Raw genomic sequence first — 22,732 nt, 5'->3', positions numbered from 1 at the left:
GTCAAGTCATAGAGACAGTATCGGGGCTTGGCAGAACGCGCGCCCGCACGCGTTCTTTGTGCGTTAGTTGGCTGGGCGATGTGGGGGGGCGATCTTTTCAGGTTCCTTGCGCTACACAGGATCGTCATGATTTCGATCGCGCAGTTGATCGAATATCGACAGCATGTGGAAATGCCGACGGCCGACCTCCAGCCTTAAGTCAGCTGGCGCTCGGTGCCGCCAAGAAAGGGGCGCGCCTGCCACTGCTGCTCAGGCGACCGCTCGCCTCACGCGAAGCCTGCTCAGGATTCACGAGCTACACCAGTTCGGCCGCCCGATCCGGCTTCCACTCTCTTGCTGAGAGTCAACTACATGAACGGCCTGATGCAGACGGAACCACTGCTCATTTCAAACCTGTTTTCCTTTGCAAGCCTTTCGCTCCGCGGCGAGGCTATGTGAGACCCGAGAAAGCGGCCGCAACCGCGGCCGCTTTTCTTTGGGTTGACCAAAGCGTGGATTTCGCCCGGGAAGTTGATATTCGTCAATTCGGAGCGCGCCATCTTCCTTAAGGTCGATGCACCCGACTCAGGAACTCAGCCATTGGTGAAGTCGGGCTGCATGAATTCGCCGAGGGGCGTCGAACCGGCCGATTCATGTCCCACGGGATCGTGGGTAACTTCTTGCCGCATGAATTTTCTTGGAGGATCGAACCATGAAACTCGCTCTCGCCGCAATGGCCATTGCAGTCTCAGGCTGCGCCAGCCAGCCCACATCAGCGCCTTCAGCACCACTGCCCCCAGACGCCCGTCCCGTCGGCCAAAGTCAGCTTGCCCCCAAGGCGGCGGCCACATGTATTTCGCAGAAATGGGCGAACAGTACCGGGCAGACGGTCTATATCGAGTACGTCTTTGCCAACGACACAGCCTTCAACGTCTACGCTCCGGGCCAGCAACCGCCCAGCGGCTCGGCGGCCCTCATCCGTCCGGCCCCTGCGGGCACCGGCTCAGCAGTGGCCTTCCGCGGTCCCGAGTCCACGATCGGCGGCGTTGTTGGCCAATGCGCGTGACGTCGGCCTGCTGCGAACGCCAACGCACCCGACTGACGTGGTTGCTCGAAACGCGGTCGACCAACGTGCCGCGGCGGCATCGTATGACCGACGCAAGCTGCCATCCGTGAGGTTCCTGTTCGCAACGCTGCCGGCGGCCAAAGTCCTCAAAGTCAAGGCGCAGATTCTCGCAATTCGCGACAAGACGCTCGTAACATGGGGCGTCGGACGATGCCACGGCTTCGGCGCCGAGTTTGTGGAACTGGTCGCACTTCCGCGTTGTTGAAGAGCAAGACTTCGCTGAAATCCTTGTAGCCGATTCCCGGGCCGGTACGGGCCGCACGCCCGCCGACCGAAGAGCACGACGTTGATCTGGTAGGAATTCGCGAGTCGGTGATCGGCAGACAATCTGTCCGCACAGCCGGCCATTCGAAAAGGAGAATGCAAATGATAGATTCGGGATACGGACTTGGTCGCCGGACTGTTGGCGTTCTGGCCTCAACTGCTGTCTTGGTGTTTTCGGGCGTGGCCCTGGCCACCGACCAGTCGCAGCAACGGCAGCAAGGCAGGGACGCAAACCAAGCGGCCAAACAGGACGCGCGTTCGGAAAAGATCGATTGCCGGGCCGAAAATCAAAAAAGCAACGCCGCGTGCCGGCAAGACAAGCGCGACACGAAGCAAGACGGTCGCCAGGAAAAGCGAAGTATCAAGTATTGAAGGCGCCGATCGACTGGCCGCCACCTCATGAGCAAATCGCCGCGCTTCCTTGTAGCATTCCTATCGGTCCTTGTCGGGACCGCGTTCGCCGCTGCTCCGGATCCCGGATCGCCTTGTCGGTCCCGTAGTCTCGCCTTCGATGGCAAAAGTGCAGCCTGGACACACGTGCCCCTATCGAAGCTCAAGCGTGACACGGTATACCGCGTCGTTCAGGAGGGGGACCGATCGGCGGTGCTGCACGCGACAGCGGATCGGTCAGCCTCGCTTTTCGTGGCCGCACTGAAGCCTTCGCAGCGCCCGCCCATGACTCTCAGTTGGGAATGGAAGACTGATGCGCTGGTCGCGAATGCTGACAATCGCGACAGGGACCGCGAGGATGCTCCGCTGCGCGTGTTGGTGGCGTTCGACGGCGACGTCGCCACCCTGCCTGATGCGGAGCGGAAGCGATTCAGCCGAGCCAAGAAGCTGGCCGGGCGCGATCTGCCCTACGCAGTACTGATTTACATGTGGACCGATCATGTCCCAGTGGGCACGTTGATTCCCTCCGCGCACACCAGCCAGGTCAAGATGCTTGCCGTGGCCTCGGGCGCAGCCGGCCTGGGCCGTTGGCAGTCGGTGCGGCGCAATCTCGCTGACGACTACAGAAAGGCCTACGGCGCGGAACCGGGCCCGGTCCTGGCTGTCGCCGTGATGACCGACACCGACAACACCGGCGGGACGGCGCAGGGAAGCTACCACGGCATCCACATCGACTGCGAAGGCGGCTGATTCGGCGGCCGGGCAGGAAGGCCCGGTCTGATTGCGGAACATATCACTGCGCTCGTCCGACGGCGTGCGAGGCGCGTCGTACCCCATCCACGCGCTGGCGGTCATCGTCGGCTGGAAGCTCGCGAACCATGTGACGATCGATCGGCCTCCACACCGGCTCCGCCCTTGACGACGCTCTGCAGCAGCGCATCCACGATGAAGGCGTTGCGTCTCGGCAAGTTCAAATAGGCGACCACGTGTGCAGCTAAGACGACGAACGGCAAGCCCAGCGCCCCGGCCAGGGCCAGCCCAGTCAACCAGCACACGGCACGCAGAAGCCAAGATCGCCAGGACTTGGAGACCGGCTTGACGGCGTCGTTTGTCCCGAAAATGCGATCGGTCGGCCATGGCAGCAAGCAGTGCTCGACGGCCAAGTGTCGCCGAATCACCGCTGAAACGCCCGCGGTGTTGACGAGAACCACGCCAACCCCGACGGGTTGGGAGTGGTCTTCTGGTGAGGCTAGGGAATGAACTTAGCCCGGCTGCTCGCCCGTGGCGCGGATCTCCACGCGGCGGTTCGGCTCGAAGCAGGCGATGAGCGCGGTGCGGGTCTTCGCCTTGCCCTGGGCCCTGCAATCGGCTTCGGTGACCTTCAACTCCGAGAAACTGCGGCCTTCGGTCGTGATGATGTTGGCCGGGACGCCTTGGGCGACCAGGTAGTCGCGCACGGAGTTGGCCCGCGCCAGCGACAGGCGCTGGTTGAACTCGTTGCTGCCGATCGGGTCGGTGTGGCCGACGATGGAGATCGCGCGCAACCGGATGCCCGAGGACTTGAGCTCCGCGAGCGTGTTGTCGATGCGGGTGCGGCCGGTGGGCGTCAGGTCCGACTTGGCGAAGGCGAAGGTGCCGTCGGCCTTGAGCTCGAAGTTGCGCGCAGCCGGCGGCGGCGGGGGCGGCGGTGGCATCGGTGCCGGCATGGCTGCCGGCGGGGCCGCTTGCGCCACCTGTGGCGGCGGCCCGAACGGAATCTGCAGGCCGACCGAGAACAGCCAGTCGTTCATGTTCTGCCGGTTGCCGGTCCGGCTGTTGTTGGCGTTGTCGACATAGCGGTAGCGTGCGTCTGCCACCAGCCGGCCCCAGGAGGAAAACGGCCAGACGATGCCGAGCCCGGCATTGGCCATGAAACTCGTGTGGCTGTCGTTGACGCCGAAGGCCCGCTCCACCTTGTTGTCGATGGCGCCGATGCCGCCCACGAGATAGGGGTGCACGCTGCTCGACTGCCAGCGGTTGATGCCCTGGCGGCTCCAGGGGAACCACTGCGCATCGAGCGTGCCGCTCCAGTTCTTGTATTTGTCCGTGCTGTTGAAGGCGCCGAAGCCGGTGCCGAACTTGCCGTCGAGTTCCTCGTACTGGCCGCGCAATTCGATGTTCCAACTGGGGCTGATCGGCTTGCCGATGGATACGCCTCCGCCCCAACCGTTGTCGGCGTTGCGGTCACCGTCAGGATGGATGTAGCTGCCAAAGGGCGTGATGTACCAGCGGTTGTCGAAGTACTGGTCCGGAGCGAAGGTGGTCTGCGCCATGCAGGCACCATACGGAAGGGCCAGCGCGCAGCAAGCTGCGAAAGTGCGTCGGTGAAACATGAATTCTCCTCACTGTGTTGATGAGAGAGCCTCAGCGCGAGCCTTCGGGACAGTCAATCACTCGAGCCAGTCGAAGTCGACAATAGATTGATCATGTCCGCTGGAATGCATGAATGCAACCGAATGTGTCGTTATCACAGTGAGCGAACAAACTTGCCGTTTCAATTGGGGTGACGGTTGCATGGCCTGAGTTGGGTTTCGGCAACGTTAATTGGCTTCGTCGTGCTTCTCCATTTTCGAAGTGACAAATTCCATGTCCGTTGCAATTAACACTCCAAGACTCCCATTCAATGACAAACGTCAATGCAGGCATTCGCGAGGGACAGACAATTGGCGTCCGCTGGCCTTGCCCAGAACCGGCTTCGCGGGATTGGAAGGAGAACTTCATGACGACGAACATTCGTACCCTGATGGCCGCATTGGCCTTCGCGTCCACCGCCCTCATGGGCGCGGGCACCGCAACGGCGGCTGACCAGTGGTTCGTGCTCGGTGAGCAGACGATCAAGGCCTCCGATCCCAGCGCGCAGATCAAGAGCACAGGCAATCGATGGGAAAAGGACGTCAAGCAGGTGAAGTTGTCGGCCGAGGGCGCAGACGTGCAGATCACTCAACTCGTGCTCAACTGGGACAACCGCAGGGATGACACGCTGAAGGACGTCGGCGTCTTGAAGGCGGGTGGACAGACCGCTCCGGCGGACGCCCCGGGGCGCAAGGGGCGCCTGACGTCCGTGACGGTCCAGTACAAGATCCTCGGCAACGCGTCGGCGGCCACCCTCAAGGTCTGGGGCCTGGACTGAGCAATCGCGAGCGCGAGCGCGGGGCGAGGATGGTGAGGAGCCGGTTACCCGGTGCTGCCCTTCTCCGCTTGCGCCTTGATCATCTGTTGCAGCATCGCCATCAACGCGGCGCCGGTCAGGCCGAACATCAACACCCCGTTTCCGGCCTCGAGCGGACCCAGCAGCTTCCAGGGCTTGGTCATCACCACGTCACCATAGCCCAGCGAACTGAAATTCACTGCAGAGTGATACACCGCCTCGTACAACTCGTCGAACTCGCCCAGCACCATGAACAGCGATCCCCAGATCATGATCTGGAGAAAGTTGCCTAGTACCAGCACGAGCATTGCGACCAGCAGCGAGCGGATCTGAACGAGCGGACGTGCGAAGCCGACGCGCATCGATCGGTCGATGTAGTAGCGAACGCTCCAGAACGTAAACGCCGCCTGGAGCACCAGGCACAGCAGGATGGTCGGCAGCCCGATCGCGAGATTGATCAACATGGTGTGAATCCCTCCGTTCAGCCTTGTCTGTAGAACACCGCATCGGGCCGGGTGGCTAGCCAGCGTTCCAGCGCCCATACCGCCGCCCACGCATAGAGCGCCACGGCAACGAACAGAGCGACGCGCATGGCCGACGCCTTGAGCACGTCCTTGCCTCCACTGCCGCCGCTGTCTTCGATGGCCGGGCCCAGCAGGAGCAGCATGGTCACCAGCGACTGGACCCAGAACGACGGCGACAAGGCGTTGGGCCGAACCCGAAAGAGCCGCGTCCCGACCCAGAGTGCGGCCGCCGCCATCCACAGCATCAGCATCCACAGGTTGGGGCGCAGCGACAGGCCGACCCAGAGGCATCCGGCGATCACGGCGCCCAAGATCGTAGACCCCAGGAGCTCCTGTCCGGCCGCCCGGGCGCTGGCGGAGCCGGCCTGTTGGCCCAGAGCCACCGACTTCATGATGGCTGCGACGTAGAAGGATGGGTTGGTCAGCGCCAGCACGAAGACCGGCATGACGACCACGACGGCGCGCAACGCGGTCCAACTCGCCGACTCTCGCGAGCTGGGCTCAGGCGCCGCCCTTTTGCCCGCGGGCACGGGCGAATCAGGGAACAGCGCATGCGAAGCACCGCTGACCAGCACCCCGATACACAGGCCTACCGTGAGTGTCGCGCCGATCTGGAAGGCCAGGACCTGCGACACCACCCCGACCACCGGAATCAGGGCAATGGCCATCACGAGAATCGTCGTCAGCGGATTGGCGTTGCGAGCGCCAGAATAGAACACCGCGTAGAGCAACGCGCCTGTCAGCAGCACCCCGGCCAGCGCGTAGTGTTGCAGTATCGGAACCACAAGCACCCCTGCGGCCATCAGGGCGAGCACAACGATGGCGAAGACGATGCCTTTGAAAAGCGGGATCGGCGGACCCGGCTTGCACAGGATCAGGACGGCGACCACGCACACTGCGTAGGGTGCCTTCAGCGCGAAACCGTAGGCCACCAGCACCGCGAGGCCCAGGCCGATGGCCAGCCGCAGCACGGCCTTGTCGGCCCGTCCCATGCGACGGCGTTCAATAGACATAGGACAGCATGCTCATCATGCGGACGAAGGCCGCTCCAAGCCAGTTCATCAGGCCGTGATCGCCGGTGTAGACCAGCACTTCGGCCTGCCCCCCGACCCGGACGGCGCGCAGCTTCTCGCGCTCGGACGGATCGAATTCGATGGCCACCGGAAATCGCTGCGCCTGCCGCAGCCAGTCACGGCTGTTCTCGATCGTCGGCAGTGTTCCGGGCTGCGCTGGCTGGCCGCTGGCGACACCGGTCCCGATGCTGCGCACGCGGCCCTTCAGCACGCGGCCCGGCATCACGTCGAGCACGATGGCCACCGCATTGCCGGGCTCGATGTTGCCAAGGTTGTTCTCGGTCATGTCCGCGCTGATCCAGAGGTCGCGGACGGTGATCAGCGTCATGACAGGCGCGCCGGCCTGCACGAACTGCCCGACGTCGGTGCGCAGGTCGGTCACGAGACCGCCACCAGGCGCGACCACCTCGGTGCGCTGCAGGTCCAACTCGGCTTTTTCGACGCCCGATCGCGCGCTGATCAGCTGCGCGTTCTTGTCGCCGTTGTCTCCCGCGGCTTCCTGGGCACGAATCAGATCAACCCGGGCGGCCTGCTCCTGGCTGAGTGCCTTGACCCGGCTTGCCTGCGCGCTCTGGACCCGGCGGATGGAGATCGCGCCAGGGTCTTCGGCAAAGATCTGCTCCAGCCGCGTTGCATCCTGCTGAGCGTAGAGGTAGTTGGCCGTGGCTGCACGCAGGCCGGCCCGGGCGGCTTCGACCGACGCCACCGAGGCATTGACCGAGCGCCGAACCGACTCATAGTCGGAACGGCTGCGTTGCAGCGCGATGCGGTATTGCGTCGGGTCGATCTCGAAGAGCCGTTGTCCGGGTTCCACACTGTCATTGTTCTTGACATGCACCTTCAGCACCCGGCCCGACACCTCCGCCGCTACCGGCACCACGAAGGCCTGCACCCGGGCCTGCGACGTGTACGGCGTCAGGCGGTCCGAAACGAAATACCAGACCAGGCTGGCGACGATCAGCACCAGCACGACGATCGCACCGATGCGCGCGCCCTTGCCGCTGTCGGGCGGCGGTTCGGGGGGCTGCTTGACTTCGTCGCTCATGGGCTTGTTCCTTCCAGAGGGGGCCACGCAGCGTCGCCGGGCGCCGGCAACGGGGCGGCCAGCAGCCCCTTCCAATCGCTGCGCCGACCCATGGCCTCTTGCGTCGCGTCGTCGAGCACCGGCCGGCTGCGGGCCGCCTCCCAACCTCCTCCCATGGCCTTGTAGAGGGTGATCAGGCTCTGCGACTGGCTGCCACGGCTGGCCACCAACTGGTCCTGTTCGCTGAACAAGGTGCGCTGCGAGTCGAGCACGCGCTGGAAGTCGACCAGGCCCTCGTTGTACTGCCGGTCGGCGATTTCCAGCGAACGCTGCGCGGCCTTCACCGCATCTGCCAGCAGCACGATCTGCTCGCCGGTCTTGGCAAAGCCGACCGACGCATCGTCGACCTCGCGAGCCGCTTGCAGCACCGTGTTCTGGTACTGCTCATAGAGTTGCTGAAACCGAGCGTCCTGCACCAGCACGGTGTTGGTCAGACGTCCATGGTCGAACACGTTCCAGACGAGGCTGGGCCCGATGGCGCCACTCAAGACCCGCGATGCCCCCTCGACCGTGGAACCCGACAGGCCCAGCGAGCCCAGCAGCGAGATGGAGGGATAGAGATCGGCCACGCTCACGCCGATCAGGGCGGACTGCGCAGCCAGCTGCATTTCCGCCGCCCGCACATCCGGACGGCGCCGCAGCAGGTCGGCCGGCATGTCGACGATCACGTCCAGGCCGGCCTGCGGGATCCTTTCTTTCCCCTCTTCCATCTCGGGCAAGGGGCCCGGCGGGCGGGCCAGCAGGATGCTCAAGGCGTTTTGCGCCTGGCGCAGCGCGATCTCCAGCGGGGGCACGGTCGAGAGCGTGCCCAGGTATTGGGCCCTGGCCTGCTGGACGTCCAGCTCGGACTCGTTGCCGCTTTTGAAGTGAAGCTCGGTGATCTGGAGGCTGCGCCTTTGCAGCTGCGCGTTCTCGCGAGAGATCCGCAGCCGCAGTTCCACGGTGCGGATCGTGCAATACAGGCCGGCGACTTGGGCCGCCATCAGCACCTGGACATCGTCGTACTGGGCGATGCTGGCGAGATAGGCGGCGTCCGCCGACTCGATGCTGCGCCTGAACTTGCCCCAGAAATCGATCTCCCAACCCAGGCTGAAGCCGGCATTCGCAGTCCACGCACTGTTGTCGCGCCCGCCAGAACGCTGCTCGCCGACGCCGAGCACCTGGGCCGTTGCCTGCTGCACCTGCGGATAGCGCGTGCTATCGGCAATGCCGAGTTGGGCCCGCGCCTCCATGATGCGCATGCCGGCGATTCGCACATTGGGATTGACGCGCTGCGCCTCGGCGACGAACTGGTCCAGCACAGGATCGTTGAAATTGCGCCACCACGCCTGCATCAAGCCATTGCGCGGGCGCCGCGCATCGGCGGCGAGCGTTTCCAGCGAACCTCCGCTCCACTCCGACAGCCACGGCACGCGGGGCCGCTCGAAATCGGGGCCCACCGTGGTGCATCCCCCGAGCGTCGCGGCGGCGCCGGCGAGGACAAAGATTCGCAAGCTCGACCCCATCGAAGGCATCTCGGGCATCGGTTCAGGACACGACCGGTGGCTCGCCCTCCAGTTCATCCAGGTCGACGACGTCCGGATCCGTCACGACCCACCGCATGAGGATCTGATAGCCGAGGCTCAGCGCGGTCGCGCCGAGGAACATGCCCAGGATGCCGGCGCCCGCCAGACCGCCCAGGGCACCGATCAGAACCACCGGCATGGGCGCATCCACGCCCCGGCCCAGCAAGAGCGGCTTCAGCACGTTGTCGAGCATGCCGGCGACCACAAGAAGCACCGAATCGACGACGGCCGGTACGGTCTCGTAGTCCTTGCTGAGCCAGATGTAGGCGATGACCGGCACGGTGACCAGCAGTGCCGGCACCTGCGCGACGCCCAGCACCAGCACGATCACGGCCAGCACGCCAGCAAAGGGAACCTGGGCAAGGATCATGATGATGCCCACCGCCATCGCCTGGATGAAGGCCACGCCGACCACGCCCAGGGCGACTGCGCGGATGGTCGAGGTGGCGAGCGCAGCGAAATCCTCGCCTCGTCGGCTGCCGACAATGCGCCCGAGGATTGACTTCGCGGCTTGGGCACCCGACTCGCCGAAGGCCATGATGATGCCGGCGATGATGAACGAGACCATGAAGAGCAGGATGGTTCCGCCGATGCTCGCCACCATTGCCAGCGCCTTGGCGGCCAGTTCGCCGAGCTCCGGCTGCATCCTCTGAACGACCGCCGGCATGTCCGTGTGCGCCAGCGACCAGAAGCCGTGCAACTTGGCGCCGACGATCGGCACATCGGCCACGCGCGCCGGCGGCGCGGGCACCGCAAACTCGTTGTCTTTCACCCGCGAAATCGTCTCATGGACCGAATCGCCCATGGAGCCCAGGACGACGGCCATCGGGACCACGATCAACGCAATGCCGCCCACCACGAGCAAGGTGGCAGCCAGACCCTGTTTCCCGCCCAACCGACCGGCCAGCGCCTGGTGGCCCGGATACATCGTCACGGCCAGGATCAGGGCCCAGGCCATCATGGTGATGAAGGGCGAAAAGATCTTGTAGCAGAGAAGCGTCAGGGCCAGAACCAGTCCGGCCCGGATGAAGACGTCCATCAGCTTCCTGGAAATCCGCGTCTCGCGTACGAGATCGGACTGGAGAAGCGTTCTCATGGGTCGACCCTCCGAAAGTGGACTGGGTCTGCGCTAGGCAGGGCCCCCGCCCCGCCCTACTTCTTCGCCGGCTCGACCGACAGCGCCACCGCCTCGGTGTAGACGGCATGAACCTGATCGCCCACCTTGATCATCTTCAGTTGGTCGGGATCGCGGACGATCAGGTCGACCTCGTATTCCGTTCCGCGCAGGGTGATCATGTGGGTTTTCCGGTTGACGGCCACCACGTCTGCGGTGACCTCGACCTTTTCTCCGACCACACCGCCGGGGCGATCGCCGGCCTTGGCCCTGTCGCCGCTCATGGTCTCGACCCGGCTGCGCAGCTCCTTGCCATCCTTCATCAAGGTCAGCGTGAGTGCCTGCGCGTATCGGACGGTCACCTTGTCGCCAACCTTGAGCTGCTCAAGGTTTCGTGCCTCGGGGCCGATTCCGAACACATGCACCTTGCCATTGGAATCCTTGATGGTGACATGGTGCTTCTCGAGGTCCACCGCCTGGATGACGCCCGTGGCCCTGATCACCTCCTTGAGCGTCCCGGTGCCGGGGCTCGTCGAGGCCGCGACCTCCCGGGCCGGCTTGTCCTGCGAGACGGCGGGCGTCATCAGCGCACCCAGCATGGCCATTGCGGTGAGCGAAGTTGCGATCTTCATGTGAATCCCTTTCACGATGGTTCCGGAGGGTGCTGAGCATGATCCATTTCGGACGCGTGAAGTTGACGTTCGTCAATGAGTGGGCGCGCAATACGCGCATGCTCACGCTTCTCGTTCCTGATTGATGTTCTCGTAACACCAAAGGAGGCGTATGAAGCTTGCAGGACTCACATCGGCTGTGGTGGCCATGGCATTGGCCTCGCCACTCGTCGTCGCCCAGACGGCCGTGGCGGGCTCGACCGTTCCCGCAAGTGCCGTCGACACGGCTTCGATTCAGGCTCTCAAAGACATGGGAACCTTCTTGCAGACCCTCAAGCGCTTCCGGGCGTCGACCTCGCTGACGGGCGAACGTGTTCTGGCGGACGGCCAGAAGCTGCTGCACACGGCATCGGCCACGGTCGACGTGCAGCGTCCGGACCGGCTGCGCGCCCGCATGTGGAGCATTCGCTCCGAGCGCGAGATCATCTACGACGGCAAGACGGTCACTCTCTTCTTCCCTGAGCAGAAGTACTACTCGTCGGTCGAGTTCTCGGGGTCGAACGGCGAACTCGTCAAGAAGCTCGAGGAGCGCTATGGGTTCGAGGTTCCGTTGTCCGATCTGTTCCTCTGGGGCACTCCGGCTGCGCCGGTCGACAAGATCGAATCGGCCATGAACGCCGGCCAGGATCTGGTCGGGGGCGACCTCTGCGACCACTACGCCTTTCGCCAGGGAGACTTCGACTGGCAGATTTGGATCGCGACCGGCGCCAAGCCCTTGCCGCGCAAGCTGGTGATCGTCAATCGCTCCGACGAGGCGCGGCCTCAATCGGTCAGCGTCATGGACTGGAACCTGAGCCCGGCCTTCAAGGAGTCCGCGTTCAGGTTCTCGCCACCCAAGGGCGCGACAAAGATCGAGTTCGTTCCGGCGAAGACCACCTAGAGGAGAACGACCATGAAAGGAACATTCGGCAGATTGCTCGCGGCCGCTCTGACCGCTGTCGCTCTGGTTGGTTACACCTGGATCCCCGTGGCCGAGGCCGCCGGCCGGGACGGTGGTGGCGGTGCTCGCGCCGGAGGGGGTGGGGGCGGTGGTGGTGCTCGCGCCGGAGGGGGCGGCGGCGGCGCACGCGCGGGCGCGGCGGCGGGAGGCGGTGGGACTCGCGCCGGGGCGGCTGCCGGTGGTTCCCGCCCCGGCGCGGGCGGAGGCGCAAGCGGAAGGCAAACCGCCCAGGCCGGCGGCAACAGGGCCGACGCGCGGACCAATGATGTTCGCAACGCCAGCGTCAACAGCGTCAACAACACCAACCGCAACACCAACGTCAACCGCAATACCAACGTCAACACGAACGTCAATGCCAACCGGAATACCAACGTGGTTGTCGCCGGCAACAACAACTGCTGTGGCGGTTGGGACAATGACTACCACCCGGTCGCCGGCGCCGTCGCCGTCGGCGCCGCGGTCGCGGTGACCTCCGCAGCGATCGGCTCGATGGTGCACTCGGTGCCGGCCAACTGTGTCCCGGTCAACTACGGCGGCATGGTCTACCAGCAATGCGGAAGCACCTGGTACCAGCCTCAGGGATCGCAGTACATCGTGGTCAACGCCCCGTATTAGCCGCCCTCCAGGCTGCGGCCGTGCAGCGACGTCGAGCTGTCCTTCGGATGGTGGTGGAAGGAGCCAAGATGCAGAGGCTTGTGGCCGTCGCGGACGCCACCCTCGCCATGTGCGGGGCTGCTCGCACTCAGTCCAACAAGGCACTTGAGTGGCTGCCCGAGCGGGCCATGAGGACGATCCCGGGCCCAGGCGGCGCGACCGTCCTCAGCATCCGCCATTCCAGACTCGACGACAACTCCTTCATTCCCACGAGCTACGCGCAGATCAAGACCAACCTCAGCTTCGACGCCTTCGGTATCAACGGCAGCACGCAGGTCCACTGGCTTGATGCCTGGGTGGAACTGGGTATGTACGGCGCCGCCCAGACCTCCTCGAATTTCATTGACGTTGATGCGTTCCCAAGCACCATCAACTACCCTGGGCCAAGCTGCTTGGTCTTCGTGCGCACCCCCGAGTTGGGCATCGCGCCCTACGACAAGGACGGCCTGGGAATGGCGTTCTCCCCGAGGCACCCAGTTCGGCGCTCGATACCGGGCGGATCAACCGCATCGATCCGGCGCCAGGCTCGAGATTCACGGGCTGGCACCAGATAATGGATGCGATCACCTCGCTGCGGCTCGACCGCGCCTACCTGGGAGACAGGGGGTGCTGATCGTCATCGCCCTCGGAGGCAACGCACTTCTTCGGCGCGGGCAGCCCATGACGGTCGAGAACCAGCGTGAGAACGTGCGCATCGCCGCGCAGTCGCTGGCACCGATCGCGCGGCAGCACGACTTGGTCGTCGGCCACGGCAATGGGCCCCAGGTCGGCCTGCTGGCGCTGCAAGGTTCGGCCTATGCCGAGGTCGAGAGCGACCCCCTTGAGGTCTTCGGAGCAGAGACCGAGGGCATGATCGGCTACATGATCGAGCAGGAGCTCGGCAACCTGCTGCCCTCCGAGAGGCCGCTCGCGACGCTGCTGACCATGATCGAGGTCGACCCGAATGACCCGGCCTTCACCAACCCGACCCACTTCATCGGCCCCGTCTATGCCAAGGACGACGCCGACCGGCTCGCGCGGGCCAGGGGCTGGATCTTCAAGCGGGACGGCGACCAGTGGCGCCGGGTGGTCGCGTCCCCTGAGCCAAAACGAATTTTTGAGTCGCGGCCGATCCGGTGGCTGCTCGAGCGCGACACCATCGTGATCGCCGCGGGCGGCGGCGGCATCCCGGCCGCCCATGTGGCAGGCCAAAAGAGAAAGCTGACCGGCATCGAATGCGTGATCGACAAGGACCTGGCCACCGGGTTGCTGGCCCGCGAACTGGGAGCAGACTTGTACGTGATGCTGACCGATACGGACGCGGTGTATGCCGAGTGGGGCAAGCCCGGTCAACGAGCGATCCGCAGCGCAGTGCCAGATGCCCTGTCGGCGCTGCCCTTCGCGGCCAGCTCGATGGGACCGAAGGTCCAGGCGGCCTGCCGCTTTGTGCGCGCGACTGGCAAGCGGGCCGCCATTGGTGAGCTTGCCGACCTGCGCCGCATCATCGCCGGCGAAGCGGGCACCACGATTGCCGCTGATGCCAGGGGCATCGTCTACGCCAGGCCGTGACGATCCTTTGGGCTCCTCACGATGGCCGGCGAGCTCGGCGTCACTTTGGGGCCGCTGTCGTCGCGGCGGGTCAGCACATGTCGCTCGGCCCTAACGAGGAAGTGGGCGACCATCACGTCGCCCCTGATCATCCGCGTGGCATGCATGCGGAACCAGCGCTTCTCGATCTCCGAATGACACGGATATTCGCAGCTGAACGCCGTCCGGGTCTCCGCAAGCACCGCTTCGAGGCCTCTGAGAACCCTGAGCGCCGACAGGTCGTCCAGGGAACTGCGCCGGCAAACCTCCAGATAGCTCGCACCGGGTCCGACCGACGAGGCGTCGGGATCTCCGTTTTTGTGCGCGAACTGCCTCCACTCGCGATTGACGAACCGGATCGTGCCGTGCTTGTCGATAACGGCCACGTTACCAGAAATGGCGTCGATCACGTCCTGCAGCGTCTGGTCCGTCGCCCGGCCCAGGAGCCTCGGCAGCACCTTATCGTCAAGCCTGGCCTCTGCCGCATCATCCGGGCTGTCCGCCTCGCCGTCCGACTCGAACAGGCATGCGTTCGACGGCGCGCCGGCCAGCGGAAGCAGCACGTGCAACACGGTGCCAGCCCCGGGCATGCTATCGATATGCATGACGCCGCCATGGGCCCGGACGCGTTCCCGCATGCCCAGGATGCCGAACGATTCAGGCTTGCGCCGGTTCACTGACTCCATGCCCCGGCCGTTGTCCCGCAGACGCAGGGAAATCGAATTCGCAGGCACGTTCCCCAGCTGGATGCGCACCGCGCTGGCACGGGAATGCTTGGCTACGTTGTTCAGCGCCTCCTGGACGACGCGGTAGAGGCAGATGGCGACCGCAGGGGATTCCAGCAACTCGTCGGTCCGTCCGCCAGCGACATCGACGTCGCACGCAATGCCGGACTGCTGGCTGAACTGGCTGGCCATGGCCTCCAGCGCAGGCAGCAGCCCCAGGTCCTCGAGCATGGGCGGTCGCAGGTCGTTGACGATGCGCCGCGTCGACACGACCGCTTCCGCCGCAAGGCCATCGATGCCGGCCAGCAATCCCGACAGTTCGGGCTGGCCGGCGGAATATTGTTCGGTGACCAGCCGCAAACCCATGCGAATGGCCGCCAACCTTTGTTGCAGATCGTCGTGCAGCTCGCGTGCGATGCGCTTGCGCTCCTCTTCCTGCACATGGTCCCGCGATGCAATGAGTCTTTGCAGCGCCAAATGCGAGGATTCCAAGTCGAGCTGCACCTCCCGCATGGCGCTGACGTCGCGCGCGGTCATGACCGCACCCGCAATCGCGCCATCGTCCGTGAGGACGGGCGCGTAACTGTAGATTCCGATCCGTTGGGCACCAGTGTCGCGGCGCCGCAGCAGGTACTCGACGTTGGTTGCCGCCTCGCCGCGCAGGGCCCTCGAAAGCGGCCATTGCGCCAACGCCTCGAGACACCCTGCGCGGTCGAAGAGGTCCAGGAGCTCAGGGTAGTCGGCGAGCCGCCGGCTGCAGTCCGATCGCTTCTCGAACCCGTGAAACGAGGCGAAGGCATCGTTGATCTCGACCAGCCGGCCATCGACGTCGCAGATGCAGACGGCGTCGCTCATGCTGGCGAGCGCCGCCTGAAGTTTCAAGGCGCCTGCGCGAAGATCTTCGTCCGCCTTCTTGCGCTGAGAGATGTCGCGCAGGATCGCCGTGTAGGTCGCAGGGCCATCGATGGAAATGCGGGAGACCCAAGCTTCGCATGGGAATTCAACGCCATCCAGCCGCAACGCCGTCACATCGCGCTTCGCTGGCGTCGCCGGCGGTACGACCGGCGCCTCGACGAACACGGCGGCCTGTTCGGCGCGGCCGCGTCGGAGCAACTCGGGGACGAAGCGCTTCAGAGACACGCCGATCAATTGGTCTAGCGGGCAACCGAACATGCGCGCCGCAGCCGAATTGGCGTGTACGATGATCCGGTTCTCGTCGACACTAAGGATGGCATCGAGCGCTGAAGCGAATACAGCCTCGCGCCTGGCTTCGCTCAAGGCAAGCGCGTCGAGCATCCGATTGAACTGCTGTGCGACCGAGCGGATCTCCGGCGGTCCGGAGAGTCGCGCACCCGTCAACCTCTTGCCAGCGATGACTTCGCCTGCAGCTTGCTGCATCTGTGCGACAGGACCCGAAATGGCCGCACTCAGACGCCACGCAAGGACCATCACCAACAGGCACAGCCCCAGGCCGATAGCGATGGTTCGCCGGACGGCGCCCCGGAAGTCGGCAAGGACTGCGGCTTCGGGCAAACCGGCAGCCACACGCCATTCGACGCCGGGGAGCGTCATGGAGGCCACGAGCCAAGGCTCGCCATCGCTTCCCTTCGCTAAAGCCAGGCCATCGGACATGCCCCAGGGGCCTGGCTCTTCGGGGGCAAGCCGTGAGCCGACAGAGTCGCCGGGATCGGTCGACCGCAGCAGCACCGCCTTCGTGCGGTCCGTCACCGTGACAACCGCGTGCCCCTTTACCGCGGTCCGCAGTTGGTGGTTCAGGGACGCCGAGTCGATGGTCATGACCAGCAGACCGACGTTCTTTCCCGTCTCGTCACGAATCGGATAGCTCAGCGCGGCGAGGTTGCGGCCCCGGCCGTCGTCGACCCGGACGCCGCTGGCGGCGAACGCGCCCGAAGACAAGGCAGCCACGGCCTCTTCGAGTCGATCCGAGCCCCTCGCAAGGGGAACGAGGCCCGGTCCGTATTGGCAAACGGACTTCCCGCGCGCATCCCACACCCCAAAGCCGAGCGCATCCGAGCTGGGCGACGGGTTTTCGGAGAGCAGCAACTCGCAGCTCGCCGGGTCGAGCGCCCGGACCATCGGCCGGGCCGACACCTGCGCCAACACCGACTCGTATAGGCCCAGCACGCGCCCCAGCTCCACCGCCGTCCCAGCGGCGAGATTCCGGACCTGGTCATAGGCGCCGCTGCGGGCACGACGGACGTCGTCATGGAGCACCCATGCCAGCAGCGCGGCGACCGGAAGCAAGACGGCCACCATCATGAGGATGATTCGGCTGCGGATCGAAAGCCTGTCAAGCCACGCGTGCATGGAATCTCGCCATCCGGGCAATTGCGGCAAATTGCGCCAAGTCGCACAGCATGCCGCAGAACGTCGAATTCTTTGCCGTGAGATTGATTTTGCGCATCTCGTTCATCCCCAATCGGGGGCACCATCGCCGCAGGACCGCGAAAACATGCGCAAGGTGCAGGTAGTGAAGGTGCTCTTGGTCGACGATTCCGAGGCCATTCGGGAGAGCTTCGGTGCACTGCTGGCGACGGCGCCAGGGGTCGAGGTCGTCGGCTGCGCAGAGGATGTGGCCTCCGCGCTGGCGGCAATCGCCTCGACTCGACCAGATCTCATCGTGCTGGACGCCAGGTTGCGAGGGCTCGACAAGGGGATCGACGTGCTGCGGCATGTCCGGCAGAACTATTCGGACATCCAGGTCATCGTTCTCTCGGCGTTTAGCTGGGCGTCCATGCGGAAGCGCCATATGGACGCCGGCGCCGTCGCCTATTTCGACAAGAGCACCGAGTTCTCGCAGGCGCGGGACTGGATCGTGGCGCTGTCGTCCGCCCGATCCATCAAGGCGTCGACCGACCGCAGCTGACGGCGCCCCGCAGCACTTCTCAGGCCGCAACCGCCAGCCTCTGGTCGGGCCACGATACAGCGGCCGACATGGGGCACTGAGCACTGGCGGGGGCGCGCGCGCCGTGGCCGTAGCGCCGCAGTGCATCGAAGTCGAGGATCTCGACCCTGCGTTTATCCACGGTGATGAACGCCGCATCCGCCAGGGCCTTGAACGAGCGGCTGACGGTCTCGTGCGCCACGCCGAGGTAGCTCCCGATGTCGCGGCGTGTCATCGGCAAGTGGAGGTATTCGGCCGGATGGCCATGGTCCGAGGAGCGCCGGGAAAGATACACCAAGAATCTCGCAAGCCGGATTTCGGCTGCGACGGCCGCCATCATGTCGGAAAGCCGTGTCAGGTCGATCATCGCGTTGCTTACGGCGCGCATCGCACCGCGATAGAACGATGGCACGCTTTGTGCGTGGGCGAAGAAATCCGCAAGCGAAAGGGACAGGACGCTCGAATCCTCCAGTGCGACCGCCGCCATCAGGTGGCGATCGCCGCACAGTGCGTCGCAACCCAGCATATCGCCACGTGTGGCGAAGGCGAAGACCTGCTCGCAGCCACCCTCGTCGGTGCGAAAGACCTTGAAGCTCCCGCGGCGAACGACGCAGAGCGAACTCGCCCGACCGCCTTCGAGGAAGAGGGGCTCACGAGTGCGGAGGCGGCGTAGAGTGGGCTGGACGAAGGCGACCGCGCTGCCGCCGACGCCGGGGATGCCGACGAGATCGAGCATTTCGTCCAGGCCGGTCCGGCCGCCACCGCCAGGGCCGCGCATGCGTCCCGTCTCGCCCGGGGTCAAGGGCGATGATCGGGCGGATATAGGCAATGTGTTCACCGGATAGTCTCCGTCCTTGCTCGCCGCCCAAGAGGGATGGCGGCAGCCGGCAGGAAGTCTGCGACGAACGGCCTTTGCTGAACATCGGCTCGATGCGCTTCCAACCGGCGGAGATTTCCGGGTCGATTCGGAATATTCCGAACGAAGCCCGGGACGTGCGTTCGCTGGCTGGGCCCTGCCTGACTTGCGGAGATGCGCATTTGCGGTCAAAGTCCCTAGGCTGAGGCAATGAGCACGGTGGCAGTATTGCTGCCGGCCGAGGAGGGACCCTTGACAGCCTTGACCGTCACCGACCCGGCACTTCGACTGCTTCTGGTCGATGACCACACGATCGTCCGGGAGGGACTGAAGCGTGTGCTCGACTCGGCCGGAAGCGGTTGGACCCTGACCGAAGCCGACACGGGGTTTCAGGCGCTGGAAATCCTCCGAGCCCGCGAAATCGACCTTGCACTCGTCGACCTGTCGATGCCCGGAATGAACGGCCTGGAATTGGTGCGGCGCATCAAGACCGAGTTCCCCCCTGTTCGGGTCCTGGTGTTGAGCATGCACTCGGAGGAACAATATGCGCTGCGCGCCTTCAAGGCCGGGGCCAACGGCTATGTCACCAAGGACATCGCTACCACCGAACTCGTGGGTGCGGTGCGCCGGGTGGCGGCGGGGGGATGCTACGTCACGGAGAGCATGGCCGAACAGGTCGTGCGACAGCTCAATGGACACGGCGATGCGCCGCTGCACACGCTGCTGACAGACCGGGAACTGGATGTGCTGCGGCGCATCGCGGCCGGAAAGCGGCTCACCGAGATCGGCGATGAACTCCATTTGTCCGTGAAGACGGTGAGTTCCCACAAGACGCGTATCCAGGAAAAGCTGCACGTCTCGAATTCTGCCGAGTTGGTTCGCTATGCGTACGAGAACCGGATCGCGGACCCCTTGACGCCGACGGGCCCCGGGGATCTCTCCGCCCGATGACGGACATCCGGCGTCGAAGCGACAGTCCTCAGGACGGCGCCACGCGCCTTGAGGCCGCCGCCGAGCAGGCATCACCCGGGCCGAACGCAACACTAGGGAGGAAGCTGAGCGCTGCGAGCGCGCTGCCGAATTGGCCGCCATCCTGAAGGCCAAGGACGATCTCGCCGCAACGCAGCGCGAGGAAGCCGACCGGCTGGCCGCGATCGAGCGCCAGCGACTGGACGACGAGGCCGCAGTGGAGCGCAAGCGCCTGGAGCACGTCGCCGCCCAGCAGCGCGAGGAGCAGTGCCTCAAAGACGAAGCGGAGCGCGTCAAGGCCGCCGAGTTGGCGACCGAGGCCGCAAAGCAAGCTGCAGCCGAAGCCAGCAAGCCAGAGAAAGACGCCGCGAAACTGGCCCAGTCGCAAAAGTGCGGCCCGCGCCTGCTGGGTCTGATGGGCGCTGGCGCTCGTAGGTTTCAGAGGCCGCCTTCGAGAACCTGCACCGCGGGGATGAACGTGCCTATCGGAGAAGCGACGCTCATCAGCTCGATGTCCCGCAAGGGGTGCTCGCCGGACAACGCCGCATGCGAAGGATTCTTCGGACGCCTGAAAACGGAGATGTTTGACCCTCGGGCCTGGACGGCCACGACCATTGAGCAATTGATCGAGGTAGTTGATTCCTACATCCGTTGATACAGCGAGAAGCGGATCAAGATCTCCCTTGGCTTTCGCAGCCCCATCGAATATCGAAAAGGTCTCGGACTGGCGACATAAAACCGGTCCAACTTTTTATCCGCCCTCCATCGAGCGGCGATCGAAGGCAGCCAGGACACCCGAGTCAGCGGGCTTGCGCGCGTCACCGGGTTGGCGTACGTTTCGTGCAACTCCATTTTGCTTGCAGTCTCTTCGTTCGCGAACACGTCTAAGAGACCCCGGCCTGGTACATCGGGTTCCCGCCGGGAGCCCGAGATGCCGGCAGCAGCCTCACCCGACGCCAAGTACGATTCCGTGCAGATGCGCCTTTTCCGACAACCGATGACAGCGAGGAGGCCGCCCCTCATGAGCATCCGCGAACCGCGCACCATTGCCCGCAGCCGCAAGGTCGCCGCAGGCGCTGCTATCGGCATCGCCTTGTGCGCTGCCGCTGTCGGTTGCACTGGCCGGGACGATCGATATACGCTATACCGTGATAGCGCGGTAGACCCCACCCAGCGCGTCCATGTCGCGACCTTTGACGCGGCGGACGGCGACGCATACAACCACGACAACTGCGAAGCGGCACGGGCCGTGTTCCAGGCCCACCCTGATATCAAAACCAAGTTCTGGTGCGAAAAAGGGCACTTCAAGAAATAGGCGGGCAGCGGAACCGAGCGCCGAGGCAGAGGACGCCTCCGTCCCGACGATGAGCACGCGTGCGCAGCGAAAGCACTTGAATCCGAACATCCCGGCCGCCGATCGCGGCGGTGCCGCCCCAGCCGACGCCGCTGACCACGATGGCTTCGCTCATAGCCGTCGAGAACCACTTGATCACGCCTTGCTTGTTCAGTTGCTCCGCCGGCATGATCAGCGCACCGAACCAGATCAACGTGTCCCAGGCGCTTTTCTTGGACAGCACGTCGTCCCAGTCACGACGATCCGGAGGCTCGCGCCACCGCACATGCACAGGCCGCCGGATGCGTCGCCTACTTTCGCAAGAACAACGCGGGGGCTTCCGGCACGGTCAAGGCCGTCCGCCGAGTCGCGAGATGACATCAAGGTGGACTACCGGAAAGCGGACGTTCATGTACTTCCGCTCATGGCCGGTGGCGGCTGTTGGTCGGATTCTGCCTAAGCACGGCGAGCACCGACACGAACAAGGACCACTTGGTCCCTGGCGGCAGATGCGGTGAGCCAGTTCTTTCCCCCTTCCCGCGCCAGCCCTTCCTTGACGGAGAAGCTGCGCAAAGAAAGGCGGCACCGCTCCGGACGCCACCGGTTCCAGTCAACGCGCAGGGTCAACAACTCTCGACCGCCTTCAAGATTGGCGACGACCGGCGCGTCGCCCACCACAACCTCCAGGGAGGCGTCGGGCTGCTTGCGCTTCAAGGTACGGGGCACCGGAAGGCCAGATGCAAGTTGAGCCTCATATGCGGCTTTCTCGGCGATGTACCCATCCGAGTCGGACGCGATGTCCTGAGCTGGCGGCGTTACTTCCTCTACCTCGAGGAGCGTCACGGCAATCTCGTCGCCGAGGTCGAGAGGGAATTCTTGAATCCATTCCAGGTGCGCTTGGCGGTCATTGCCAAGGTCTCTCATGCCACGCATCTCGAGCGTCGCAGGATGCTCGCCATCGATGCTCACGTGCATTGAAAAGGAGAGGAGAACCGCGTCCTCCGCGCCCGCCACCACCAGGGTCTGCCCATTGCGCAGAACTTCGAGGGCTTGCATGGTCGGTCGAGTCATGAATGCGGGTCAACAGGAGGCTGCCGTTGAAGTTCTGCTACTGGCTGCATCCTGCCACAGCAACCGCCCCGGCCGCGTGGGTCGCGCTTAGCGGCACGTTGCGGTCGATGAAACCTCATCAAACCTGGGGAGGCGGCGGTTTAAGGTCCGCTATCGGGCGAATTGAGAGCCGGCGTCGAATGACGCGTTCTGGCCGATAGTGCTCGTCTACTTTGCACGGTCGGAAGCTCTCCGTTTCGCGGATTCATCGAATTCCGATACACAAGCTGCGCGGAACTCAGCATCTGTGACAGGGACTACCGGGACCTTTTGAAGCTGCATTGCAGCGCTTGCCTTCTGATAGGCCGGTCTGAGCTTGATGATGCGGACCATTTCAGGCCAGTCCACTCCGGGCCTTGGCTCCGTCTCCCACGCCGCAAGGCGACCAGCAAACTCTGGGAACTTGCCGACACACACTTCCCCGGTCACCAGACCAGCCACCACACCTGCCTCTACTTCGCCTACTTCGTCCTCGTTCGGCGCAGCATTCGGACTCGCGCGCGCCGCGTGCATCACGAGGAGAGGGGCACAAAGAACAAGGTAGCTCAAACGCTTCATGTCGCAGCGGATAGTGAATGTCTGCATTTGGCCGAGGCCGTGTGTAAACGGCTTTGATCGCTGGTATGCAGAACACGCGGCCGTGTGGTCGTCATCAGGCGCCACGGATTCATCCAGTGGTCTCATAGCGCAAACGCAG

Annotated in this window: 24 protein-coding genes and 2 pseudogenes; 13 read left to right on the top strand and 13 right to left on the bottom strand. The window is 64.5% G+C overall.

From position 1 onward, the window contains the following. The first annotated feature begins 691 nt into the window (after window positions 1–691). The 4 genes from QTI33_RS07475 (at window position 692) to QTI33_RS07460 (ending at window position 2,509) form a co-directional block, all read left to right on the top strand. Complete coding sequence (locus QTI33_RS07475) at window positions 692–1,045, top strand: hypothetical protein (RefSeq protein ID WP_286505169.1); 354 nt, start codon at window positions 692–694, stop codon at window positions 1,043–1,045. A 106-nt stretch (window positions 1,046–1,151) separates the two neighbouring features. Further along, on the top strand, window positions 1,152–1,310 hold the full coding sequence (locus QTI33_RS07470) for a hypothetical protein (RefSeq protein WP_286505168.1): 159 nt from the start codon (window positions 1,152–1,154) through the stop codon (window positions 1,308–1,310). 161 nt (window positions 1,311–1,471) lie between these two features. Beyond that, complete coding sequence (locus QTI33_RS07465) at window positions 1,472–1,741, top strand: hypothetical protein (RefSeq protein WP_286505167.1); 270 nt, start codon at window positions 1,472–1,474, stop codon at window positions 1,739–1,741. A 27-nt stretch (window positions 1,742–1,768) separates the two neighbouring features. Further along, window positions 1,769–2,509: a DUF3047 domain-containing protein gene (locus QTI33_RS07460; protein ID WP_286505166.1), complete on the top strand. Its 741-nt coding sequence runs from the start codon at window positions 1,769–1,771 to the stop codon at window positions 2,507–2,509. Between the two features lie 101 nt (window positions 2,510–2,610). Here the strand turns inward: QTI33_RS07460 and QTI33_RS07455 are convergent, their stop codons facing one another. After that, window positions 2,611–2,970, bottom strand: a complete 360-nt coding sequence (locus tag QTI33_RS07455; protein WP_286505165.1) for a hypothetical protein — start codon at window positions 2,968–2,970, stop codon at window positions 2,611–2,613. A gap of 51 nt (window positions 2,971–3,021) precedes the next feature. Beyond that, window positions 3,022–4,131, bottom strand: a complete 1,110-nt coding sequence (locus QTI33_RS07450; protein ID WP_353506309.1) for an OmpA family protein — start codon at window positions 4,129–4,131, stop codon at window positions 3,022–3,024. A 386-nt stretch (window positions 4,132–4,517) separates the two neighbouring features. On the opposite strand from QTI33_RS07450, the gene QTI33_RS07445 reads away from it, so the two are divergent. Beyond that, complete coding sequence (locus QTI33_RS07445) at window positions 4,518–4,928, top strand: DUF2541 family protein (RefSeq protein WP_286505163.1); 411 nt, start codon at window positions 4,518–4,520, stop codon at window positions 4,926–4,928. 44 nt (window positions 4,929–4,972) lie between these two features. Here the strand turns inward: QTI33_RS07445 and QTI33_RS07440 are convergent, their stop codons facing one another. Genes QTI33_RS07440 through QTI33_RS07415 form a run of 6 tightly spaced genes read right to left on the bottom strand, consistent with a single transcriptional unit; the run spans window position 4,973 to window position 10,938 of the window. Further along, window positions 4,973–5,410 carry an ion channel gene (locus QTI33_RS07440; RefSeq protein ID WP_286505162.1) on the bottom strand — a complete coding sequence of 146 codons (438 nt, stop codon included), beginning with the start codon at window positions 5,408–5,410 and terminating at the stop codon, window positions 4,973–4,975. Window positions 5,411–5,427: 17 nt separating this feature from the next. Next, window positions 5,428–6,462: a DUF2955 domain-containing protein gene (locus QTI33_RS07435; RefSeq protein ID WP_286505161.1), complete on the bottom strand. Its 1,035-nt coding sequence runs from the start codon at window positions 6,460–6,462 to the stop codon at window positions 5,428–5,430. 10 nt (window positions 6,463–6,472) lie between these two features. Beyond that, window positions 6,473–7,588, bottom strand: a complete 1,116-nt coding sequence (locus QTI33_RS07430; protein ID WP_286505160.1) for an HlyD family secretion protein — start codon at window positions 7,586–7,588, stop codon at window positions 6,473–6,475. After that, entirely contained in the window at window positions 7,585–9,120 is a 1,536-nt protein-coding gene (locus tag QTI33_RS07425; protein ID WP_286505159.1) for an efflux transporter outer membrane subunit, read from the bottom strand. The genes QTI33_RS07430 and QTI33_RS07425 overlap by 4 nt, the downstream gene beginning before the upstream one ends. A gap of 34 nt (window positions 9,121–9,154) precedes the next feature. Beyond that, complete coding sequence (locus tag QTI33_RS07420) at window positions 9,155–10,288, bottom strand: AI-2E family transporter (RefSeq protein WP_286505158.1); 1,134 nt, start codon at window positions 10,286–10,288, stop codon at window positions 9,155–9,157. A gap of 56 nt (window positions 10,289–10,344) precedes the next feature. Next, the gene (locus QTI33_RS07415) at window positions 10,345–10,938 is read right to left on the bottom strand and encodes a hypothetical protein (RefSeq protein ID WP_286505157.1); all 594 of its coding nucleotides are present in this window, start codon (window positions 10,936–10,938) and stop codon (window positions 10,345–10,347) included. A gap of 151 nt (window positions 10,939–11,089) precedes the next feature. On the opposite strand from QTI33_RS07415, the gene QTI33_RS07410 reads away from it, so the two are divergent. The 4 genes from QTI33_RS07410 to arcC all read left to right on the top strand — a co-directional run bounded on the left by QTI33_RS07410 (window position 11,090) and on the right by arcC (window position 14,119). Next, window positions 11,090–11,857, top strand: a complete 768-nt coding sequence (locus QTI33_RS07410; RefSeq protein WP_286505156.1) for a DUF2092 domain-containing protein — start codon at window positions 11,090–11,092, stop codon at window positions 11,855–11,857. 12 nt (window positions 11,858–11,869) lie between these two features. Next, window positions 11,870–12,532, top strand: coding sequence for a hypothetical protein (locus QTI33_RS07405; protein ID WP_286505155.1), 663 nt, complete (start codon window positions 11,870–11,872; stop codon window positions 12,530–12,532). Window positions 12,533–12,600: 68 nt separating this feature from the next. Further along, the gene (locus QTI33_RS07400; RefSeq protein WP_286505154.1) at window positions 12,601–13,125 is read left to right on the top strand and encodes a hypothetical protein; all 525 of its coding nucleotides are present in this window, start codon (window positions 12,601–12,603) and stop codon (window positions 13,123–13,125) included. A gap of 52 nt (window positions 13,126–13,177) precedes the next feature. Further along, a complete protein-coding gene (gene arcC, locus QTI33_RS07395) occupies window positions 13,178–14,119 on the top strand; it encodes a carbamate kinase (protein ID WP_286505153.1) in 942 nt (313 codons plus the stop codon). Here the strand turns inward: arcC and QTI33_RS07390 are convergent. Then, a complete protein-coding gene (locus QTI33_RS07390; protein ID WP_286505152.1) occupies window positions 14,104–17,190 on the bottom strand; it encodes a PAS domain-containing protein in 3,087 nt (1,028 codons plus the stop codon). The genes arcC and QTI33_RS07390 overlap by 16 nt on opposite strands. Here QTI33_RS07390 and QTI33_RS07385 point away from each other — a divergent pair. Then, entirely contained in the window at window positions 17,189–17,749 is a 561-nt protein-coding gene (locus QTI33_RS07385) for a response regulator (RefSeq protein WP_286505151.1), read from the top strand. The genes QTI33_RS07390 and QTI33_RS07385 overlap by 2 nt on opposite strands. 19 nt (window positions 17,750–17,768) lie before the next feature. On the opposite strand, the gene QTI33_RS07380 is transcribed toward QTI33_RS07385, so the two are convergent. Beyond that, the gene (locus QTI33_RS07380; protein ID WP_286505150.1) at window positions 17,769–18,503 is read right to left on the bottom strand and encodes a Crp/Fnr family transcriptional regulator; all 735 of its coding nucleotides are present in this window, start codon (window positions 18,501–18,503) and stop codon (window positions 17,769–17,771) included. A 372-nt stretch (window positions 18,504–18,875) separates the two neighbouring features. On the opposite strand from QTI33_RS07380, the gene QTI33_RS07375 reads away from it, so the two are divergent. From QTI33_RS07375 to QTI33_RS07365, 3 genes and pseudogenes are all read left to right on the top strand, one after another. Then, window positions 18,876–19,574, top strand: coding sequence for a response regulator (locus tag QTI33_RS07375; protein ID WP_286505149.1), 699 nt, complete (start codon window positions 18,876–18,878; stop codon window positions 19,572–19,574). A gap of 502 nt (window positions 19,575–20,076) precedes the next feature. Next, window positions 20,077–20,328: pseudogene (locus QTI33_RS07370) on the top strand (IS3 family transposase); the annotation flags it as partial. A 285-nt stretch (window positions 20,329–20,613) separates the two neighbouring features. Further along, window positions 20,614–20,907, top strand: coding sequence for a hypothetical protein (locus QTI33_RS07365; protein WP_286505148.1), 294 nt, complete (start codon window positions 20,614–20,616; stop codon window positions 20,905–20,907). A gap of 100 nt (window positions 20,908–21,007) precedes the next feature. Here the strand turns inward: QTI33_RS07365 and QTI33_RS07360 are convergent. The 3 genes and pseudogenes from QTI33_RS07360 to QTI33_RS07350 form a co-directional block, all read right to left on the bottom strand. Further along, window positions 21,008–21,181 (bottom strand): annotated as a pseudogene (locus QTI33_RS07360) (anion permease); the annotation flags it as partial. Between the two features lie 200 nt (window positions 21,182–21,381). Further along, window positions 21,382–21,981, bottom strand: a complete 600-nt coding sequence (locus QTI33_RS07355; RefSeq protein WP_286505147.1) for a hypothetical protein — start codon at window positions 21,979–21,981, stop codon at window positions 21,382–21,384. A gap of 222 nt (window positions 21,982–22,203) precedes the next feature. Beyond that, complete coding sequence (locus tag QTI33_RS07350) at window positions 22,204–22,620, bottom strand: hypothetical protein (RefSeq protein ID WP_286505146.1); 417 nt, start codon at window positions 22,618–22,620, stop codon at window positions 22,204–22,206. Window positions 22,621–22,732 lie beyond the last annotated feature (112 nt).

Source organism: Variovorax davisae (assembly GCF_030316845.1).
Taxonomy (GTDB): Bacteria; Pseudomonadota; Gammaproteobacteria; order Burkholderiales; family Burkholderiaceae_C; genus Variovorax; species Variovorax davisae.
Note: the sequence above shows the minus strand (reverse complement) of the source record. Positions and strands in the feature narration are given on the sequence as shown.

Coding starts and splice junctions, on each gene's coding strand:
- QTI33_RS07475 (WP_286505169.1), top strand. CDS start 692: ATGAAACTCGCTCTCGCCGCAATGGCCATTGCAGTCTCAGGCTGCGCC.
- QTI33_RS07465 (WP_286505167.1), top strand. CDS start 1,472: ATGATAGATTCGGGATACGGACTTGGTCGCCGGACTGTTGGCGTTCTG.
- QTI33_RS07460 (WP_286505166.1), top strand. CDS start 1,769: ATGAGCAAATCGCCGCGCTTCCTTGTAGCATTCCTATCGGTCCTTGTC.
- QTI33_RS07450 (WP_353506309.1), bottom strand. CDS start 4,131: ATGTTTCACCGACGCACTTTCGCAGCTTGCTGCGCGCTGGCCCTTCCG.
- QTI33_RS07445 (WP_286505163.1), top strand. CDS start 4,518: ATGACGACGAACATTCGTACCCTGATGGCCGCATTGGCCTTCGCGTCC.
- QTI33_RS07440 (WP_286505162.1), bottom strand. CDS start 5,410: ATGTTGATCAATCTCGCGATCGGGCTGCCGACCATCCTGCTGTGCCTG.
- QTI33_RS07435 (WP_286505161.1), bottom strand. CDS start 6,462: ATGGGACGGGCCGACAAGGCCGTGCTGCGGCTGGCCATCGGCCTGGGC.
- QTI33_RS07430 (WP_286505160.1), bottom strand. CDS start 7,588: ATGAGCGACGAAGTCAAGCAGCCCCCCGAACCGCCGCCCGACAGCGGC.
- QTI33_RS07420 (WP_286505158.1), bottom strand. CDS start 10,288: ATGAGAACGCTTCTCCAGTCCGATCTCGTACGCGAGACGCGGATTTCC.
- QTI33_RS07415 (WP_286505157.1), bottom strand. CDS start 10,938: ATGAAGATCGCAACTTCGCTCACCGCAATGGCCATGCTGGGTGCGCTG.
- QTI33_RS07410 (WP_286505156.1), top strand. CDS start 11,090: ATGAAGCTTGCAGGACTCACATCGGCTGTGGTGGCCATGGCATTGGCC.
- QTI33_RS07405 (WP_286505155.1), top strand. CDS start 11,870: ATGAAAGGAACATTCGGCAGATTGCTCGCGGCCGCTCTGACCGCTGTC.
- QTI33_RS07400 (WP_286505154.1), top strand. CDS start 12,601: ATGCAGAGGCTTGTGGCCGTCGCGGACGCCACCCTCGCCATGTGCGGG.
- QTI33_RS07385 (WP_286505151.1), top strand. CDS start 17,189: ATGGAATCTCGCCATCCGGGCAATTGCGGCAAATTGCGCCAAGTCGCA.
- QTI33_RS07390 (WP_286505152.1), bottom strand. CDS start 17,190: ATGCACGCGTGGCTTGACAGGCTTTCGATCCGCAGCCGAATCATCCTC.
- QTI33_RS07380 (WP_286505150.1), bottom strand. CDS start 18,503: ATGCTCGATCTCGTCGGCATCCCCGGCGTCGGCGGCAGCGCGGTCGCC.
- QTI33_RS07365 (WP_286505148.1), top strand. CDS start 20,614: ATGAGCATCCGCGAACCGCGCACCATTGCCCGCAGCCGCAAGGTCGCC.
- QTI33_RS07355 (WP_286505147.1), bottom strand. CDS start 21,981: ATGCAAGCCCTCGAAGTTCTGCGCAATGGGCAGACCCTGGTGGTGGCG.
- QTI33_RS07350 (WP_286505146.1), bottom strand. CDS start 22,620: ATGCAGACATTCACTATCCGCTGCGACATGAAGCGTTTGAGCTACCTT.